This is a genomic window from Prevotella corporis DSM 18810 = JCM 8529 (genome assembly GCF_000430525.1).
GTDB lineage: Bacteria > Bacteroidota > Bacteroidia > Bacteroidales > Bacteroidaceae > Prevotella > Prevotella corporis.
The window spans coordinates 30,185-50,110 of sequence record NZ_KE387157.1 but is presented as its reverse complement, the minus strand read 5'-3'; the positions used below and the strand labels follow the sequence as shown (position 1 = coordinate 50,110).

The 19,926-nt window shown below is 50.2% G+C and carries 17 protein-coding genes; 10 read left to right on the top strand and 7 right to left on the bottom strand.

Annotated features, from left to right (window positions below; translation table 11 throughout):
• Positions 1–44: 44 nt before the first annotated feature.
• Positions 45–212, bottom strand: coding sequence for a hypothetical protein (locus H515_RS14655; protein ID WP_154653708.1), 168 nt, complete (start codon positions 210–212; stop codon positions 45–47).
• 399 nt (positions 213–611) lie between these two features.
• On the opposite strand from H515_RS14655, the gene H515_RS0111605 reads away from it, so the two are divergent.
• From H515_RS0111605 to ahpF, 3 genes are all read left to right on the top strand, one after another.
• Positions 612–3,722, top strand: coding sequence for a C10 family peptidase (locus H515_RS0111605; RefSeq protein ID WP_028901982.1), 3,111 nt, complete (start codon positions 612–614; stop codon positions 3,720–3,722).
• Between the two features lie 684 nt (positions 3,723–4,406).
• On the top strand, positions 4,407–4,973 hold the full coding sequence (gene ahpC / locus H515_RS0111600; protein ID WP_025874934.1) for an alkyl hydroperoxide reductase subunit C: 567 nt from the start codon (positions 4,407–4,409) through the stop codon (positions 4,971–4,973).
• Positions 4,974–5,039: 66 nt separating this feature from the next.
• On the top strand, positions 5,040–6,599 hold the full coding sequence (ahpF, locus tag H515_RS0111595; RefSeq protein ID WP_025874932.1) for an alkyl hydroperoxide reductase subunit F: 1,560 nt from the start codon (positions 5,040–5,042) through the stop codon (positions 6,597–6,599).
• Positions 6,600–6,771: 172 nt separating this feature from the next.
• Here ahpF and H515_RS0111590 read toward each other — a convergent pair whose 3' ends face one another.
• The gene (locus H515_RS0111590) at positions 6,772–7,266 is read right to left on the bottom strand and encodes a gamma carbonic anhydrase family protein (protein WP_025874930.1); all 495 of its coding nucleotides are present in this window, start codon (positions 7,264–7,266) and stop codon (positions 6,772–6,774) included.
• Between the two features lie 345 nt (positions 7,267–7,611).
• Between H515_RS0111590 and H515_RS0111585 the strand changes: the two genes are divergently transcribed.
• On the top strand, positions 7,612–8,298 hold the full coding sequence (locus H515_RS0111585) for a peptidylprolyl isomerase (protein WP_028901981.1): 687 nt from the start codon (positions 7,612–7,614) through the stop codon (positions 8,296–8,298).
• Between the two features lie 487 nt (positions 8,299–8,785).
• Here H515_RS0111585 and H515_RS0111580 read toward each other — a convergent pair whose 3' ends face one another.
• Both H515_RS0111580 and H515_RS0111575 read right to left on the bottom strand, forming a co-directional pair.
• Positions 8,786–9,742 carry a glucosaminidase domain-containing protein gene (locus tag H515_RS0111580; RefSeq protein WP_025874928.1) on the bottom strand — a complete coding sequence of 319 codons (957 nt, stop codon included), beginning with the start codon at positions 9,740–9,742 and terminating at the stop codon, positions 8,786–8,788.
• Positions 9,743–9,913: 171 nt separating this feature from the next.
• Positions 9,914–10,132, bottom strand: coding sequence for a hypothetical protein (locus H515_RS0111575; RefSeq protein WP_025874926.1), 219 nt, complete (start codon positions 10,130–10,132; stop codon positions 9,914–9,916).
• 35 nt (positions 10,133–10,167) lie between these two features.
• On the opposite strand from H515_RS0111575, the gene H515_RS0111570 reads away from it, so the two are divergent.
• The 3 genes from H515_RS0111570 (at position 10,168) to H515_RS0111560 (ending at position 12,566) form a co-directional block, all read left to right on the top strand.
• Entirely contained in the window at positions 10,168–11,397 is a 1,230-nt protein-coding gene (locus H515_RS0111570; protein ID WP_025874924.1) for a BaiN/RdsA family NAD(P)/FAD-dependent oxidoreductase, read from the top strand.
• Between the two features lie 257 nt (positions 11,398–11,654).
• Positions 11,655–12,155 (top strand): thioredoxin, encoded by a 501-nt coding sequence (gene trxA / locus H515_RS0111565; protein WP_028901980.1) that lies wholly within the window; start codon positions 11,655–11,657, stop codon positions 12,153–12,155.
• A 42-nt stretch (positions 12,156–12,197) separates the two neighbouring features.
• Positions 12,198–12,566: a MarR family winged helix-turn-helix transcriptional regulator gene (locus H515_RS0111560; protein WP_025874922.1), complete on the top strand. Its 369-nt coding sequence runs from the start codon at positions 12,198–12,200 to the stop codon at positions 12,564–12,566.
• 22 nt (positions 12,567–12,588) lie between these two features.
• Here H515_RS0111560 and H515_RS0111555 read toward each other — a convergent pair whose 3' ends face one another.
• Complete coding sequence (locus H515_RS0111555) at positions 12,589–12,810, bottom strand: hypothetical protein (RefSeq protein ID WP_154653707.1); 222 nt, start codon at positions 12,808–12,810, stop codon at positions 12,589–12,591.
• Between the two features lie 420 nt (positions 12,811–13,230).
• Between H515_RS0111555 and H515_RS0111550 the strand changes: the two genes are divergently transcribed.
• Positions 13,231–13,989 carry an SDR family NAD(P)-dependent oxidoreductase gene (locus H515_RS0111550; protein WP_025874919.1) on the top strand — a complete coding sequence of 253 codons (759 nt, stop codon included), beginning with the start codon at positions 13,231–13,233 and terminating at the stop codon, positions 13,987–13,989.
• Positions 13,990–14,136: 147 nt separating this feature from the next.
• On the opposite strand, the gene H515_RS0111545 is transcribed toward H515_RS0111550, so the two are convergent.
• Positions 14,137–15,345 (bottom strand): L-serine ammonia-lyase, encoded by a 1,209-nt coding sequence (locus tag H515_RS0111545; RefSeq protein ID WP_025874917.1) that lies wholly within the window; start codon positions 15,343–15,345, stop codon positions 14,137–14,139.
• Between the two features lie 221 nt (positions 15,346–15,566).
• On the opposite strand from H515_RS0111545, the gene H515_RS14650 reads away from it, so the two are divergent.
• On the top strand, positions 15,567–15,719 hold the full coding sequence (locus H515_RS14650) for a hypothetical protein (protein WP_154653706.1): 153 nt from the start codon (positions 15,567–15,569) through the stop codon (positions 15,717–15,719).
• Between the two features lie 625 nt (positions 15,720–16,344).
• Here the strand turns inward: H515_RS14650 and H515_RS0111535 are convergent.
• Positions 16,345–17,862: a DUF4301 family protein gene (locus tag H515_RS0111535; RefSeq protein WP_028901979.1), complete on the bottom strand. Its 1,518-nt coding sequence runs from the start codon at positions 17,860–17,862 to the stop codon at positions 16,345–16,347.
• 109 nt (positions 17,863–17,971) lie between these two features.
• Here H515_RS0111535 and H515_RS0111530 point away from each other — a divergent pair.
• Positions 17,972–19,926, top strand: a 1,955-nt coding sequence (locus tag H515_RS0111530; RefSeq protein ID WP_036891932.1) for a RelA/SpoT family protein, incomplete at its 3' end; no start/stop codon positions are given.

Here is a 19,926-nt window from a genome sequence, read left to right as displayed (position 1 = left end):
CCTAAATATGTTTCAATCTTTTTGCATTGCCATCCAGCCGTTCATCATGGCTGGATGGCTTTTTCGTCCAACATTCCCCATCGGGGCAACTCCCGATAGGCCGCTGATGCTGATATGAACGGCATGAGGGCAACATCTGCCACCGAATGGCTGCCCAACGGCCGATTGTGCACGAAAGACCACCACCAAGAAAGCATAGGAATAGCAATCATTAAAAAACCTTTCCAACCACACTTATAAGAAACTGATAATCAGGAAGATGCGCTTTTGCTCTCTAAAGCTCACCTATCGCAGCCTAAAAGGTGAGCTTTTGGACGATAAAAGGTGAGCTTTTGGAATTCGAAAGGTGAGCTTTCACATTCAGGGGCATAGTCAACGGGAAACCGTTGCTGAATAATTCACAACGAAGAGAACAGCTCCGCGCACTTCTCCCCACCCTTCTCGCCCGTCCAAACATGCCGAAAAAGATGGGGAAATGCACCAATGAAAAAACAATTTGCAACTAAAAGAGAAAAAAATCTTACCTTTCACACAGAATAACATCCTTTTTCATTATCTTTGTGGCCGAATTTCAAATAATCTAAATTACACTATTAAATATTATCTTCATTATGGCGAATAAAAATTACCTACTGTTACTGTTGCTCTTTACGACACAAATAGTATTCGCGGCACCAGTAACAAAATCAGATGCACTTCGTACGGCAAAGCGATTCCTACAGACAAAGGGCATCAAGATGAAAACACCGCGCATGGCCTATGCAGCGCCGCGCAAGCAAAGCAATGCTAAAACCGAAACACCGTCGGCCTACTACGTATTCAATGCTGGCAGCGAACAGGGATTCGTTGTCGTATCGGGCGACGACCGCACCGAAAAAGTGCTCGGTTACAGCGATACGGGCTCATTCAACCTATCCTCCGTTCCTGAGAACATGAGGAGTTTCCTGCAGAGTTACGCTGATCAGATCAACCAACTCGACAAACAGAACGCAGATATGTCAACCACCGTTCCTGGACAGGGCGATGCCACGCGCAATCCCATACGCCCGCTGCTCAAATGCAACTGGAATCAGGACGGCGCTTATAACCAACACTGTCCGAAGTCGGGCAAATTGCCCAGTAGCAAACGATTTGTCACGGGCTGTGTAGCCACTGCCATGGCACAGACGATGTACTACCACCAGTGGCCGGAGAAGACCACGGCGACCATCCCTACCTATACAACGTTCACGAAGAATGTTACCGTACCAGAAATTCCCGCCAATTCAACACTGAGCTGGAAGGATATGTTGCCTGAATACACCGGAACAAGCGATCCGAAGGCCAACGTCGATGCCGTGGCCGACCTGATGGCATGGGTGGGAGCTGCGGTGAAGATGGACTACAACGTGAGCGCAGCTGGTGGTTCGGGAGCTATCACCGAGTCAATCGCACCTGCTCTCTACAAGTATTTCGACTATTCCGCCTACTGTATCGACCGAAAGAACATGACTTCCGTTGACTTTGACAACGCTCTCTACAAGGAAATGAAAGCGCACAGACCAGTAGTTTTCTGCGGCGCATCAACTGGCGGCGGCCATTGCTTCGTCATCGACGGCTACGATGGTCAAGGTCTCTACCACGTCAATTGGGGTTGGGGCGGCATGAGCAACGGATACTTCCTCATTTCCGTACTGAACCCGGACAACACGTCAGGCATCGGCGCAAGTACGACCAACGATGGTTATGCCATCGACCAGCAAGCAGTCATCGGCATTCAGCCGGGAGCTCCCGCCAATCTGCCAAAAGACGGTCTTAAAATGGGTATCACGGACGTGGAGAACAGGTTGATCTCGTTGGAGTTCAGCAATGGCGCAGGCATTGACGGCACATTCGACTACGCAGTCGGAATCATCGACGACCAAGGCAACATCTCAGGCGAGGCGACCAGCATCGAGAGAAACAAGACTCTCAAGTTTATGTATTCCTATTCACACAGACTCTATCTCTCGAAACTTGAGCGCAACAAGACCTATAAGCTGACTCCAGTGAGCCGTGTCTATGGCACGACCGACTGGACGTTCGACCCCAGCATGTATGTCATCGTTCATGTTGATGCGAACGGTCAGATAACCAACGAGTTCGACCCGATAACCCGTACCGACAAGCTTGAGTTGGGCGATTTGCAGTTCATCGGCGACAAGACGACACGCACCCCCCAGCCCGTGAAGTTCAGCATCAAGAACAACGGCACTCACGAATTTTACGGCACACTCTATCTGTTCGTCACCGAACCCGCATCAACCACTCGCGAAGAGGTGGCACTCATATCGCCCACTGTCAAGGAAGGTCAGACCATCGAGGTGGAAATGCAGTTCACTCCGGCATCCACTGGCAAACATACCCTTTACGTAACGTCCGACGATGAGGGCAAGGACGTGCTCAAACAAGGAGATGTGACCATCACATCTACTAACAGCAGCTCTGTGATACTGGGCTCTACCTTCACCATCAACGGCGAACAGGCTGGCACGGTCTATGGCAACAAAATCAGCGGCAAAGCCCACATCACAAGTACGGCAGGCGATTACAATGGAAACATCAACGTCGGCATCTTCGATTCATCAAGTCAATATCCCCTCAATCTGACTTCTGTCAATGCCAAAATCAAGAACGGGGAGAGCATCGACGTAGATTTCGCGTTCGGCGGCCTCTCCGACGGACAATACATGCTAGTCGCATTCAAGGGCTATCAGGAGATGAGGGATTACAAGATAGTGACCCTCAAGCGGGGAATTATCAGCTATATGGCCGACGGAACCGAGCTTACGCAGCCCGCCACCAGCAATATCGTGGTTAACGAGGCAGCAGCGGCAGTCGATTTGAGCAGCGCTGTTTATACGAGCGTTAAGCCCAACAGCAATCCCAACACACTTTACTACGTCTCGCGCTACGGCAGCACCAAGGGCTTGGAGAACAAAAACGTGATCGTCAACGGGGTAGCGGCCAACATTGAGCTGACCGACGGCAAGGCATTCTACTGCCCAGTTTCGTTCAAGGCCGAGAAAATAGCCTACACCCGCATCTTGAAACAGGCGCTGAGCAACAACAAGGGATGGGAGACACTGTCGCTACCGTTCGACGCAACCAAGATAACGGCTGACGGAAACGACATCGACTGGTACAAGTCGGCTACCGACAAGGGTAAGCAATTCTGGCTGATGAGCTTCAGCGAGCAGAAGGACAACATCGTCTATTTCAGCCATGCACCTGAAATGAGCAAGGATCTGCCCTACCTCATCGGAGTTCCCGCCGCACTGGTGAACAAGCAAGTAAGATTCAGTGCCGAGGATGCGGAAATCACAGCTGACAACCCATGCATGACAAGCTCGCCACGCTACACCTACTACAGTTCAGCGACCAACCTGAACAGCAGCCGTGCATTCGGCATCAACGAGCAAGGCTCTCAATTCGACTATCAGTCGGCCTTCGCTCCTGCCTCCTTCCGTGCATTCTTTGCTGCCAATGAAATGGCTGACGCAACCACCAACTCACTCCTGATCAGAATCATCGGCACAACGACAGATGGCATCCAGGCCATCGACGAAGCTGTTGTCACACAGCCAGCCAACGTGTTCGACCTTCAGGGACGCAAGGTGGCAAGACTCAATGCCGGACAGACCGTCAACAGTCTGCCTAAGGGCATCTACATGATGAACGGAAAGAAGGTCGTTGTGAGGTAGCCAACGGACCGATTCCGATTACCGTCTCAATACTGACGGGTAATCCATAACAGACTAAGGACTGAAATCCGAACATGGGTTTCAGCCCTTTTTCATGCCCCATCCTCGCCCATCACCAACCATATCTAAGCCAACGCATGGCAAAAGCTCATCTTTCGCAATGCAAAAGCTCACCTTTTGCACGGTAATAGCTCACCTTTTGAATGGTAAAATATATCTGATTGAAAATCAACAACTTACAGCCAACCACTCGTTCCCACGTTTTTTAGGCCTGATAAGTCCTCCCACCGTCTCACAAACGCTTCATCCCTATTCTGTCATCAACGTCACTTCTGCTATTGTTTGATTGCCGTTCAGTTTGTTGATCGTTCTTTAAAAAAATAGCGGGCTACGCAAAGAAAGAACGGCAGTAAAGATACCGACAAACGAATGAGAGCAGTCGGGAAACCATCAGCCCATCAATTCATTGTGAGCACGAGGTCGAATGAGCGATTGGGGAAGCATGACCGTCTGGCGATAAAAAACAAGTGAGATGAAAATTTGTTTTCGGTCACAAAGCGACTGTAAATCAATGGGTTATACATAATTATAGATTTAATCTATTAACTCATTGATTTTATCATTTGGAGCGAGAGTAGAATATAGCTAACTTTGCAATAAACAAATTTAAAACAGTAAAGAATTATGCAGACAATAATCAATGCACAAGCTCCTGAATTTAAGGTTCAGGCATTCCAGAACGGTGAGTTTAAGACAGTTTCAAGTGACGACATCAAAGGCAAGTGGGCGATTTTCTTCTTCTATCCAGCCGACTTCACATTCGTTTGCCCAACCGAGTTGGTTGATTTGGCAGGCAAGTACGAGGAGTTGAAGAAGATGGGAGTTGAGGTTTTCTCAGTGAGCTGCGACACACACTTCGTACACAAGGCATGGTTCGACACTTCCGACAGCATTAAGAAAATCAACTACACCATGCTTGCCGACCCATTGGGCGTACTGGCCAAAGGTTTCGGTGTCTATAAGGAAGACGAGGGAGTGGCTTACCGTGGCACATTCGTCGTAAACCCACAGGGACTCATCAAGCTGGTGGAGATGCAAGATAACAGTATCGGGCGTAACGCCGACGAATTGGTGCGCAAGGTGAAGGCAGCACAGTTCGTTGAATCACACCCAGGTGAGGTTTGTCCAGCAAAATGGAACGAGGGTGCTGACACTTTGAAACCCAGCATCGACCTCGTGGGTAAACTTTAAGAGAAAAAATACTTTGACAACTGCTCCTCCTCACCATGGGAGGAGTCTTTTAAATCTTAGCTGCTTATGTTAGACCAAAGCATTTTAGAACAAGTGAAGGGCATCTTCGCCTCGCTGAAGTCGGAGATAACGCTCAACGTAGCCTTAGCCAAAGAAAACGAAAAGACGGCAGAAATGCGTCAGTTCATCGACGAGTTCACGTCGGTTTCCGATCGGCTGAAGGCTGAGTACAACGAGGTGGAAGGACAGGAACTCCGCTTCGGTTTGGTCAGAGACGGCCAACCGACAGGCATCAGCTTCAGGGGCATTCCCAACGGACACGAGTTCACGTCGCTGCTGCTCGCCGTTCTCAATGCAGATGGTCAGGGAAAGAATTTCCCCGATGAGACAACGCAACGGCGCATCAAGGCACTCAAGGGTAACATAGCACTAAAAACCTACGTATCGCTGACATGTACTAATTGTCCGGACGTGGTTCAGGCACTCAATCTCATGTCGCTCATCAATCCTAACATCAGGCATGAAATGATAGACGGTGGTCTCTTTCAGCAGGAGGTGAGCGAATTAGGCATCCAGGGCGTGCCCGCAGTTTACTGCAACGGTGAGTCGTTGCACATCGGACGGGGCGACCTTGGAATCCTTCTCCAAAAGTTGGAGGACATGGTGGGTAGCGAAACAGACGACAACGCTGAGCCGGTGGAACACCATCACGACGTAATCGTAGTGGGAGGCGGTCCTGCCGGTGCGTCGGCAGCCATCTATTCGGCACGAAAAGGACTCCGCGTGGCAGTCGTGGCAGAACGCATTGGCGGTCAGGTGAACGACACCACAGGCATAGAGAACCTCATCTCCGTACCGCAGACCAACGGAACGCAGCTCGCCGCTGACCTTAAAGCTCACATCGGCACCTATCCCATCGACATTTTCGAGCACCGAAAGCTGACACATGTTGACTTCAGCGGAAAGGAAAAGTCGATCGGCGTGAAAGGAAGAGAGACATTCTTCGCACCTGCGGTCATCATCGCCACAGGCGCCAGTTGGCGACGACTCGGCGTGGCTGATGAAGAGAAATACATCGGACACGGAATCCACTTCTGTCAGCACTGCGACGGGCCCTTCTATAAGGGCAAGAACGTGGCAGTTATTGGCGCGGGCAACTCTGGTCTCGAAGCAGCCATCGACCTGTCGGGCATCTGCAACAGCGTGAGCGTTTATGAATTCAGCGACCATCCGAAAGCCGACACCGTGCTGCAGCAGAAGGCTGCCACGCTCGACAACCTGCAGATTTTCACCAACTCACAGGTGACAAAGGTGGAGGGCGACGGTACGAGGCTGACGGCGATAACCGTCAAGGACCGAACGAACGACGAAGAGCGCAGCATCGGTATCGACGGTGTGTTCGTTCAGATAGGTCTTGCGGCCAACAGCGAGCCCTTCAAGGAGCAACTCGATATGACCCCACGACACGAAATCAAAGTCGATGAATTCTGTCGCACAACCATTGAGGGCGTCTATGCGGCGGGCGACGTCACCAACGTGCCCTACAAGCAAATCGTTATCGCCATGGGCGAGGGAGCAAAGGCCGCTTTGTCGGCATTTGACGACCGTCTGCGAGGCATCATCTGACGAACGGCGGAAGGCAACAGCCTATCTTCTGTCGGCAAATCAAGGCCTTCGACAAACAATAAGCGGAGAGTATGCCTCATTGGAGTCATACTCTCCGCTTACCAGTATATAAGGAAAAGGGAATCATCAATCAGAAATCAAAAGCCAATAGTCGTAACAACGCGTCGGCGATTCAATACCATTTCTTGGTTTCGAGATAACTATCGGCATACGCTCGTGCAAAGCCAGGCTCGGCATCCTTCAGCTTGTGCGCAGGAATGCCGCCCCAAATCTCGCAAGGAGGTATCTTCGTGCCGGCCAGCACTACGGATCCAGCCGCCACCACAGCGTTCTCACCCACTTCTGCAAGGTCGAGCACAGTGGCATTCATGCCGATGAGCGCACCGCTGCGGATGGTCGCCGCATGAACCACAGCCCCATGACCGATGCTCACACCGTCCTCGATAGTCACTGGCCTACCAGCCGTCTGGTGAACACAAGCCAAATCCTGTATGTTTACCTCGTTGCCGATGGTCACACCAGCGACATCGGCCCGAATCACCGCACCAAACCACACCGAACAGTCATCGCCCATTGTTATATCGCCTGCCAATGTGGCGTTTTCGGCTATGAAACACCGCTCGCCCCATGTAGGCTTCTTTCCTCTCACAGATTTTATCAGTAACATAAAGCTCAAAATTAACGTGGGTTCTATAAATTGTTCTTGTCAGGTTTCCTGATTCTTTCCAATGTCAAAGTGTAAGAATGCTTATCCGCATCTATATCTTTTGCACCTCAACCTACTTGCCATTTGGGCTGAAAAGAACAGAAAAGAAGGCAAGACGTAACCCGTAACCAACTAATTTTCTGCTGCGGTGGTAATCTATACAATCCACCTTCAGTATATTTCACCACAAAGATACGAAAAAGATAATGAGCTTTTGAAAGATTTTTAGTAAATTTGTTGCCAATAGTGCATCGGTACTCACGTCCCGTGGCACAGGCAATAATCTGAAATCAACACATTATCCGAATGAAAAAGACCATCACTATCCTATTGTTCGCTGTGGCAGCGTTGACAACGCACGCACAAACGGCAGACAAACGACCGGAAATACTACTCGAAACCGACAGCGGAAACATACGAATCCAGCTCTACAATGAGACGCCGAAGCATCGCGACAACTTCATTAAGCAAGTGAAGGCGGGCGCATACGACGGTGTGCTCTTTCACCGCGTCATCAAAGACTTCATGATTCAGACGGGAGATTTGGGTTCAAAGACAGCCAAGCCCGGACAGATGCTGGGCGACACTCCGGAGGAATACACCATTCCCGCAGAGATACATTACCCACAACTGCTCCATAAGCGTGGCGCCGTGGCAGCAGCACGTGAGTCTGACGAGGTGAATCCTCAACGGGCATCGTCATCGACACAGTTCTACATCGTCTGGGGCATCAAGTTCTCCGACAAACAACTGGACTGGGCGCAAAGTCGGCTCAACCACTACACTGACAGCACTGTGCAGATGTCGCCCGAAACACGCGAGCTCTACAAGACAGTGGGCGGAACTCCCCATCTGGACGGTACTTACACGGTTTTCGGTGAAGTAGTGGAGGGGCTCGAAATCGTCAACCGCATTGAACAAGCCGTCGTCGATGACAACGACAGGCCTCTTGCTGACATTCGCATCCGCAAGGCTTCGATAGTAGTAGAATAAGCAGTCACTTTTGGGAGCTGTGTGAATGGTCGTAACTGTAAACTGAACGGGGCATCAGGGTAGAACTGATTACTGTTCGGTTGTCGGCTACCTTACTGCCATTCGCTCTCGTTGTGGGCCCCACGATGACTGAATAATCATCAATCGATGGCTACCAATATGATAAGACGTAACCGCTCCTTACGGGAACGGTCATAAAAAACCCCACTTGCTTCAACAGCGAATGGGGGTTTACCAAATCAACAAAAACTAATTTTCAAACTACCAATCTATTTTACCTATTAGAGCTAAAATACCTTTTAATTCATTGAAATGAAAAAAGTTATTTTTAAAGTTAGATATCCCTACAATCTATTACCTTATTGACTAAGTTTTTAATGTCTTAAATACGATGCAAAGATACGACTTACTGCAGAAGGAAGCCAAAAAAAATTGTGCTTTTCTACTCTTTTTGTTGCGCAAACGTTTGCACCGAACGAGTTATTAATCAATAGATTCTCACCTCGTCGCCCACCTTGACTCCCTGTTCTGCCAGCCGTCGGTTTTTCTTGACGAGGCTTTTCAGCCTGATGCCGTATTTTTGGGCGATGTCGTAGAGGCTCTCTGAACTTCTAACGATGTGCGGACGCTTCTTGAACTCTCGTGGGGCACGCTTTTGTTTCTTGCAGGTCCAGATGATTTCACCGTCGCAGATGATGTCTTTCGTGCTTCGTTCATTGATTCGCGCCAGTTTGTGGGCACTCATACCGATTTCCTTTGCCAGACTCTTGAAGGTGTCGCCGCTACGGGCTACAAGATAGAAGTTTTGGTTGTAAGGACGCAACTGATGAATGACGCTGTTGACATCGAATCCTTTCCTACGCTCGGTGGTGGTGGCCTTCGGACGTGTCTCTTTCTGCTTCGGCTCGTCGTTGAAGGCGTAGCTCGTGGCATTGTCGTACTGGTAGAGCTGGTAGAGTTCTATGATTTCGATGAGCTTGTAGGCATAACTTGGGTTGGTGGCATATCCTGCCTGCTTCAGTCCATGAGCCCAGCCACGATAATCCTTGCACGAGAGTTGAAAAAGACTGCTGTAGCGCTGACGCCTGGTGAGGAACAGTGAATGGTCCTCGTAGCTTTCGAGAGGCGTGTCGTAGGCTCTGAAGCACTCGCCGTTAAGGTCGTCGTCGTGCGAGATGGTCCGTCCCGTCCACCCGTGGCACTTTATTCCGAAATGATTGTTGCCCAAGGTGGCCAAACGGCTCTGCCCCGCCCCACTCTCAAGTACCCCCTGCGCCAGTGTTATGCTGGCCGGAATGCCATAACGGAGCATCTCACGGATGGCCAAGTCCTTATATCGGTTAAAATAATTCTGATAGGTTTGATTCCATTTGATTCGGGGAGACGCAACGGCGCTACCCAAAAACAGAACGGAAGTAAGGAACAAGAGGAAAAATCGTTTCATTATGCACGTGGGATAAGCGTATTCTTTTGCAAAAATACATAATTTGTCGTAATAGGCAAAATAATCTATCGGTTTAAAATTATTTAACATCTACAAATGGTTGTTCCGTCAACTCCTTCTGTTGGTCGGCGATGGGGAGTAGCTTCTGCCACCTATCGTATCTCTAGGCTGTCAATATGATCTAAAATTCTGGCAAGAATGATTTTCCGCTTTGCTCGTGTTTCTTGTTATATTCTTGCCTTTTCCGTGTGCTGTTCCTTGGATTATCCTCTCTATGATACGCCCACAAACGAGCATTTTCTTTCCACTCGTTTTCTTAGCCGTAACTAACCATACGGCGTTCGCCCCACTAAAAAAGGCATAGAACTTGCCCAATTCAGGCTTTTTCATTAACTTCGCCCCTGAAAAGAGACCTTATTATATATATGTCAGACAGGAAACACGTTGCCATCATTGGCGGAGGAGCTGCCGGATTCTTTGCCGCCATCCAGTCAAAGGAACGCCATCCGGCCGACACGGTGACCATCTTCGAGAAGAGCGGCCGTGTGTTGGCCAAGGTTAGCGTGTCGGGAGGAGGCAGATGCAACCTCACCAACTCGTTCCTCGGCATCAACGATCTGAAGAGCGTCTATCCACGGGGCGACAAACTGATGAAAAGGCTTTTCAACTCGTTCGACAACAACGACGCCTGTCAATGGTTTGAACAGCACGGAGTTGAGCTGACGACACAAGATGACCAATGTGTGTTCCCACGATCGCAAAGCTCCCAGACCGTAATCGACTGCCTGACACGCACCGCAGCCAAAGCTGGCGTGACGGTGTGCCTGCGCCATCAACTCGTGAAGGTTGCGCCACGGGCGGACGGACGCTTGGAGGTGGACTTCAAGGACAGGCCCTCCCGCACCTTCGACAAGGTCGTACTAACTACCGGCGGTTCGCCACGCATGGCAGGACTGGCCTACCTTCAGGAGACGGGACACAGGATTGAGCCGCCCGTTCCGTCGCTCTTCACGTTCAATATCGCCGACAAGAACTTCCGCGACCTCATGGGGGCAGTGGTCGAACCTGTGGTATTGGGCATCCCCGGCACAAAGTTCCGCGCCAACGGGCCACTACTCATCACCCACTGGGGCATGAGCGGTCCGGCGACACTGAAGCTGTCGTCGGTGGCGGCACGCTACATCAGCGACCACGACTACCATTTCGAAGTGGCTATCAACTGGCTCGGCGAGACCAACGCACAGCTGGCGGAGGAGCAAATCAGGCAAATAGCACGGCAGAACCCCAAGAAGCTGACGGCAAACGTGCATCCCGGTGAGCTGACGGCCAGAGTGTGGCACTACTTGCTTGAGCGGACGGGCATCGACAAGGAGAAACCGTGGGACGAATTGGGGAAAAAGGGGCTCAACAAGCTCATCGAAACGCTCACCAACGATGTCCACCACGTAAGCGGAAAGGGAGTTTTCCGCGATGAGTTCGTCACCTGCGGCGGCGTGAGCCTGAAAAGTGTCAACCCCAACACACTCGAAAGCAAAGTCTGCCCCGGACTGTTCTTTGCCGGAGAGCTGCTCGACGTCGATGCCATCACGGGCGGTTTCAACTTGCAAGCTGCGTGGACGACGGGATTCGTTGCCGGACGGAGCAGCCGAACATGACCCACCGACCAACAGACGACGATTGATTGCCGTGTAAGGATTGAAAGTTTGGAATTTATACAATAACCGTTAAGCCACCACTGCTTAACGTTAAATCCTGTTACAACTACACATTGTTTCTATTGGAAATTTGTTTTATATACAGATAAACACTATATTTGTAATGTTTTCCATAGGAAACATTAACACCCACTGACTGACGGGAAGTCAACCAAGCAGTGGAACAAACATCAACAGACAAAAACCGAGACACAAAAATGAAGAAAATAGTTTTTATCGGTCTTGCCATCGTTTCCCTCATGCTGGGAAGCTGCGCAAAGACCAACAAGAAACAAGAAGTTAAACAACAGAATGCACAGGAGACTGTAGCACAAAACAACAAGAAGGAGAACAAGAAAATGAAGACAACAGAAATGACAACGGCAATGTTTAAGGATAGAGTGATGGACTTTGGGAAGATGTCTGACAAATGGGAGTTCAAGGGCGACAAGCCCGCCATCATCGATTTCTACGCTACATGGTGCGGACCGTGCAAGATGATCGCCCCCATCGTTGAGGAGATAGCCAACGACTACGACGGCAAGATAGACGTCTATAAGGTGGATGTTGACAAAAACGAGGAGCTGGCAGCCATGTTTGGCATTCAGACCATCCCCACCCTGCTCTTCATTCCCATGGAAGGAAAGCCCGTCACATCGGTCGGTGCAAAGATGAAGCCCGAACTTGAGGAGATGGTCAAGCAACATTTGCTGAAATAGGCCTGAGCGGAAAATAGAACGGCCCTACAACAACAGGAAATCATGGACAATCAATGTATCTGTAAAATCAGGAACATCTATCGTGCCATCGGTGCCTTTGAACTGAAATTGGAAGACGCTTTCGGCATGAACATCAACGAGGTGATGCTGCTTTGCGTCCTCTCGGAGTGCGAAAACCTGCTCTCCGGAGAAATTGCCGATGCACTGAACCTGACGCGTTCGAATGCCTCCAAGGTGATAGCCTCGCTCGAAAAGAAAGGCTACATCAGACGGAAGGCATGCGAGCACGACAGCCGATGCCAGCGATTCCACATCACACGAAAGGGCACAGAACAGATGAAACGCATCAACTGCGACAGCTTCCACGTGCCGACCAACCTCGAAGGTCTGCTGAGCATTGAGACAATTTGATGCCGTCGGACCGTGCCCATCATCAGCCGGCAGAACCACCATAAGACAAAAGCCATGTCAACACCCGCAACAAGGGCAGCGACATGGCTTTTTCGGTAGGCAGACGGCTGTAAATGGCAATCCTACAGAGTGATGGGCATTCAGATACGTGTAGCCAAAGGCTCGTTGGCCGAGCGTCGCCATCCCCCAAAATGCCACTCAACACCAAGCCAATGAAGCCACAGAAAACACCCTTTAGAATCATATTTGTAACTGCCTGATTATCAATAGCATAGAAATGGATGCTCAAAAGGTTAGCTTTCGGTGCATAAAAGGTCAGCTTCGGCACGGCGAAAGGTGAGCTATCGCACAACCATTGCTACACCGTTGGAAGAAAACCGCTGACAACCTGTCGGCAAAAGCCAAATGAGAGAATGCGAAAGGCCTACCGAAGAGTTCTCGCACATCGACCATAAAATAATGACATTGTGAAGGAAAAATCGGAGAATGCGCTTTGAGAGTTCGATGATTTTTACTAATTTTGATGCCGTAAACCATCTGACGGACTGCGAAACCAGTCGATGCGAACGGTCATCCTTAGCTGGTAAAAGTTACGAGATGCCCTTAGCGACAACCGTCAGCTCAGCAATAAAGACAAAAGACTGAAGAATCAAAATACAAAACAATGGAAAAGAAAATTGTAATGGTGACAGGTGCCACCAGTGGTATTGGCGAAGCATGCGCCAAGAAGTTTGCAAACGGCGGATACAACGTAATCATCACCGGCAGAAGGCACGACAAGCTGGAGGCGCTCAAGACACAGCTCGAAGCCCAAGGGGCAAGAGTTCTGGCGCTGACGTTCGACGTTCGGGAGCGTGAGGTTGCACGGAAGGCCGTGGAGAGTATCGACGGCGAATGGGCCGACATCGACGTGCTGGTCAACAACGCTGGCCTCGCACTGGGCCTCGACAAGGAATACGAGGGCGATTTCAACGACTGGGACACGATGATCGACACCAATGTCAAAGGATTGCTCAACATGACACGGTTCATCGTGCCGGGAATGGTGAAGCGAAACCGTGGCCATGTCATCAACATCGGATCGGTGGCGGGCGACGCTGCCTATGCCAACGGCAACGTCTATTGTGCCACGAAGGCCGCAGTGAAAGCCATCACCGACGGTTTGCGCATCGACGTGGCAGAGTCGGCTGTGCGGGTGACCAACATCAAGCCAGGTCTGGTGCAGACCAACTTCTCCAACGTGCGCTTCCACGGCGACGATGCAAAGGCGGAGAACGTGTATAAGGGCATCAAGCCACTCACGGGCGACGACATCGCCGACGTGGCTTTCTACGCAGCCAGTGCACCTGCGCATGTGCAGATAGCCGAGGTGCTCGTGCTGGCGACTCACCAAGCCAACGGTTCGGTCATCGTCAGGAAATAGTAACGTCAGCCACTGCCGCCCGAAACATGGCGAGAAGATGAGCGGTGGCTATGTCACGCATGAAAAAAGCGGAGATGTCACAAGGTTGTGGCATCTCCGCTTCATGATATTGGGTTGACCAGAGTCGGTCGTTAGCGTTCCATAGATTTATAGTACGTAACCTTTGGCCAGTCCGCCCTCGCTTGTTTCTTTGTAGAGCGATGGCAAGTCGTGCCCCGTTTGCTTCATCACCTGTACGACATTGTCGAACGAAACAAGGTGGAGACCATCACTGAAGGTCGAATAGAGCTGCGCATCGAGCGCACGACAGGCTGCAAAGGCATTGCGTTCGATACAGGGAATCTGAACAAGCCCGCAGACAGGGTCGCACGTCATGCCCAAGTGATGCTCCAATCCCATTTCGGCAGCATACTCAATCTGCGACGGACTGCCACCGAAGAGTTGGCAGGCAGCTGCCGAAGCCATAGCACAGGCCACGCCGACCTCACCCTGACAGCCCACCTCGGCACCCGAAATGGAGGCGTTGCGCTTGACGATGTTGCCGAAAATGCCAGCGGTCGCCAGTGCGTGGATTATCTTGTTTTCAGAAAAATCGTGTACATTCGCAATATGATGGAGCACGGCCGGCATAACACCGCACGAGCCACAGGTGGGCGCAGTGACAATGGTGCCACCCGAAGCGTTCTCCTCGCTCACTGCAAGGGCATAGGCATAGACGAATCCTCGGCTCTGAAGTGAGGCCTTGTAGCCACGTGCCTTGATGTAATAGGTGGACGCCTTGCACCTCAAATTCAGCGGACCAGGGAGCGCACCCTCGTTGTCGAGCCCGTTCTCCACGGATTGCTGCATCGTGTGCCATACCTCCCGCAGATAATCCCATATATCGCGATCCTCGCACATCTCCACATATTCCCAGTAACCACGGCCATTCTTCTCGCACCACTGCTGAATTTCCCTGATAGACTTGAGCTCATAGATTGGTGGGGTGTAGAAAAAGTCGTCCTTGCCTTTCCCTTCGGAGAGCGCTCCGCCGCCAACGCTATAGACTTTCCACTCGTCGGTGGTCTCACCACTCTCGTTGAACGACTTGAAGAGCATCCCATTGGTGTGGAAGGGCAACACCTCGTTGGCTTTCCACACAATCTCGACGGGCGCAACTTGACTCAGCACCTCGACAATGGCCTGATCTGTCAAGTGGCCTTTGCCCGTTGCGGCCAGACTTCCGTAAAGAGTCACCTCGAATGCCTTAGCATCGGGATGACGGTCCAAAAACACAAGGGCAGCCCTCTGCGGCCCCATGGTGTGACTACTCGAAGGTCCTTTCCCTATTCTGAATATATTTTTTATAGACTCCATATCATGTTAATACTAAAATGCCTAAGCCTCCGTCACCTTGCTACTGTCCTACTTTTCTGCGGTGCGACAGCCGACGGACGCCCCACCAGACGACATTGCTGGCAAAGATGTTGCAAAATTAGTCAATAATTTAGACAAACAACATTTTATTTAGTGAAAAATACTAACAATTCCACCACCGAGTCATTAATAGATACAAAACACCTGCCAATGCTTCGACAATGGCTCGTGGCAAAAAGCCTGACGGCACGTGCGACAGTAGCCCAGTCAACTACTCGGAAGCAGCGATAAAGGCTGCACTGACCGCTCTCATACGATTGGCTAATACCGTTCAACTCACTGACTTTAAAATAATTATAGATGAAGCATGTTGAAATGTAAAATTAGGCAATCGTTTGCACAAAAAACATTAATTTTTCAGTTTTCGTGTCAATTAATTTGCATTTTTGCGAAAAAACAGTTAACTTTGTCATAGCCACTATCCAGAATATAGTATTAAAAGAAAGGAGTTCAAAATGACTGATTCACAAACCTTACAGATTTATCAGGATTACTCGCCTAAGGATGAGAACCTACAAGAAACGGAATCGAGAACGAACGTTTTAGGCGGAGATATTTGGTACAACTGATTTCAGCTCCGTCTGGTGATTAAAAGAGAAACTTGAATATCAATAACCATTGTTATTCTAAAAAACTCTGAATAGATAAACTTCGCTGCGGGATTGCCTGTCAAAGGGCTTTCCCGCAGCTATTTTTCTGTTTTTTGACAACAGCAGGCACGACATCAACCAGCGAACGAACAGAAAATGATAAAGTACTGATTTTCAAAATATTATTATCAGAAAAAGATAGATAATATTCGTCATGGGAAAACCTACCTATCGCATCGTCAACACTCACCTTCCCCATTACGGTTGGTGAGCCGTGGTTTGGAAAAATAAAAAAAAGGGAGGATAAGGCATGACGCCTCATCCTCCCTATGGAATGTTGTCTGACCACTTACTGGTGCTCCTTGCGAAGCAGGTCGTTGATGGTCTTGACTGGATTGAAAGTAATGGCCGGCACTTCTACGAACACGGTGTTCCAGTCGCTCATCGCACCGTTCCAAAGGCCGGGCAATTCCAGCGCCTTGAGTTCCTTGCCGTTCTTCGACTTGGTGCTGATGAATCCCGTTGACGAATCAACAAACTGGGGAAGCTGGAACGGACGGTGCTGATAATCATTGATGGCGCACACCAAATCGACAGGATTGAAGTGAGTACCCTCATTGAACATCCGCACATAGTCGGGGTTCGCCTTGTCTATCTGCGAGCTTTCCAATATCTGAAGGCTCACCGTGCCATCGGCATTGTAGGCAAAGAACGGACCGCCACCAGGCTCACCACTGTTTCGTACCATACCGCAGACACGCATCGGACGATTGAACTTGGACAACAGATAAGCCGACAGTTGCTCGTCGTTGAGCGATGCCGCCGAAGAATTGCGACAACACAGCGACGTCTCAAGGAAACGGAGCATCTCAAGCAGCTCGCCTCTGTCAGGTTGGCTGGTCGTCAGACGCTTGATAAAGTAGAAAGTATGATTTTGAAGCGAAACCAAGACGCCAGCAATAGCCTTCTTCCACTTGGTAGTGGTTGGTTTCAATTTGTCGGGAATAATATTGTCGATATTCTTGATGAATACCACATCTGTCTGAATATCATTGAGATTCTGTATCAGTGCTCCATGACCACCAGGTCGGAAGAGCAGTGTGCCGTCGTCGTTGCGGAACGGCGTGTTGTCGGGATTGGCCGCAACGGTGTCGGTGCTTTCCTTCTGTTCGGAAAAAGATATGTTGAATTTTACGCTGAAACGTTCTTCGTATTGAGTTTTCTTCGCCTCCACCTTCGCTTTGAAGAGCTCCAAATGGTCGTGCGACACGGTGAAGTGAACATTAGCTAAGCCATCGCTTGCAGCATACAGAGCCGCCTCGACGAGATGCTCCTCCATGGCCGTCCGCACGTCATCACCGTAACGGTGAAAGTCGAGCAGCCCCTTCGGCAACTGTCCGTAGTTGAGCCCGTCGGCTTGCAGAAGATTTCTCACCACTGCCTTATAATCGCCCTTGGCTATGAGTTCGTCGATAGTAAGGCCGTTGTTGGTCTTGCACTGCTCATTCAACGCAGTGTAGAAGGCGAATTTGCCTATGCCGTCGAAGAAGTCCTTCTCAAAGTCGGTTGTGGGTTGGCTGTACGGTGCGTCAATGAAGGCAAACAGGTTCTTGAACATACGGCTGGCAGCACCCGACGCTGGCACGAACTTAACTACTTTGTTACCGTTGTTGAGGTAGCTCTCCCAGATGCCGGAATACATTCGGCAATCCTCCTCATCAAGTTGAATGATACCATTGCCGACCGTTGCTGCACTTTCGAGTCTTAGAAAAGGGAATCCATTCTTGAAATTATCGAGCTGTTTGTTGAGCTCCGATACACTGATTCCCTTATTGCTTAGCTGAGTTTCATCATGTTGTGTTAGCATAGAGATAAAGGTTTTGAGTTTCTCCATACGGCAAAAATACATACTTTTTCTTAATTTGGGGAACGTTTGTCTATTTTTTTGTATCTTTGTCATGTTATATTAACAACCTATGGATGCAAATATTATTTTTAGCGATGAAGAGAGGGAAACCTTTCACGAACTGACCGGCAAGCTGAAGCTGGCATTGGGCGATCTGCTGACGGCAGAGGATCAGCAGAAAATAACCGACCATATAAAGATGCTTGAGGAACGGAATGCCATCGAGCGGAATGTGTTCGGCCTCAACTCACTGTTGTGCTCGCTTCAGACAGCGATGATAGCAGTAGAGAACATCGGTCTGAAGCGCGACTCGGTCATCGCCATTCTGCTTTACAGCAGTTACGAGGCTGGAGTGTCGTCGTTGCCGTCCATAGAGAAAGACTACGGGACTGGCGTTGCAAAGATTATTCAGGGACTTTCGCGCATTCAGAACCTTTACAAGAAGAATCCCATCATAGAAAGCGAGAACTTCCGCAATCTATTGCTGTCGTTTGCCGAGGATATGCGCGTCATTCTCGTCATGATAGCCGACCGCGTGAACCTCATGCGGCAGATTCGAGACACGCCCAACAAGGAAGCGCAGCGCGAAGTGTCGGAGGAGGCCATCTATCTCTATGCCCCGCTCGCCCACAAGCTCGGCCTCTATCAGCTGAAGAGCGAGCTGGAAGACCTGTCACTCAAATATCTGGAGCACGATGCCTACTATCTCATTAAGGAAAAGCTCAACGAGACAAAGGCAGCGCGCGACGCCTACATAAAGGAGTTCATCGAACCTGTGAGCAAAGAGCTGCAAAAGGCAGGGCTGCGCTTTCACATCAAGGGCCGGACCAAGTCCATCCACTCCATCTGGCAGAAGATGAAGAAGCAGAAATGCGGATTCGAGGGAATCTACGATCTATTCGCCATCCGTATCATTCTTGACTCTCCCGAAGCCAAGGAGAAGATGCAATGCTGGCAGGCCTACTCCATCGTCACCGATATGTACCAGCCCAACCCCAAACGACTGCGCGACTGGATATCAGTGCCTAAGTCGAACGGCTACGAGTGTCTGCACATCACCGTACTTGGACCAGCGAAGAAATGGGTGGAGGTGCAGATACGCACCGAGAGAATGGACGAAATAGCCGAACACGGACTGGCAGCCCACTGGCGTTACAAGGGAGTGAAGGCCGAAGGAGGCATGGACAACTGGCTGGCATCCATCCGCTCGGCGCTTGAGGCTGGCGACAACCTCGAAGTCATGGACCAATTCAAGCTTGACCTCTACGACAAGGAAATCTATGTGTTCACACCCAAGGGCGACTTGCTGAAGTTTCCCAAGGGAGCCACGCTCCTCGATTTCGCGTATCACATCCATTCGAAAGTCGGAAACCAGTGTGTCGGCGGAAAAATAAACGGCAAGAATGCCTCCATCAAGACCGAACTGCACAGTGGTGACACTGTAGAAATCATGACATCGGCCAACCAAAGCCCCAAACAGGAATGGCTCAAGATAGTCAAGTCGGCCCGTGCGAAAGCAAAAATCAGACAGGCTCTCAAGGAAACGCAGATAAAAGAAGGCCTCTATGCAAAGGAAATGCTCGAACGTAGGTTCAAGAACAAGAAGATAGAAATCGAGGAACAGGTGATGGCTCACCTTGTAAAACACCTCGGATTCAAAGAGACATCCGATTTCTACCGACAGATTGCCGAGGAGAAACTCGACCTGAACTACGTCATCGACGAATACCAAAAGATATTCAACCGCGACCACAACCTGAACGAGCCACGCGAGACCGAGAGCGCCGAGAACTTCGAATTCGAAAGCGGTACCGAGGAATTGCTGAAGAACAACGACGACGTACTCGTCATTGACCAGAACCTCAAGGGCATAGAGTTCTCACTGTCGAAATGCTGCCACCCCATCTACGGCGACCCCGTCTTCGGCTTCGTCACGGTCAACGGTGGCATCAGGATTCACCGCAAGGACTGCCCCAACGCCCCCGAAATGCTCAAACGCTTCGGCTATCGCATCGTGAAAGCACG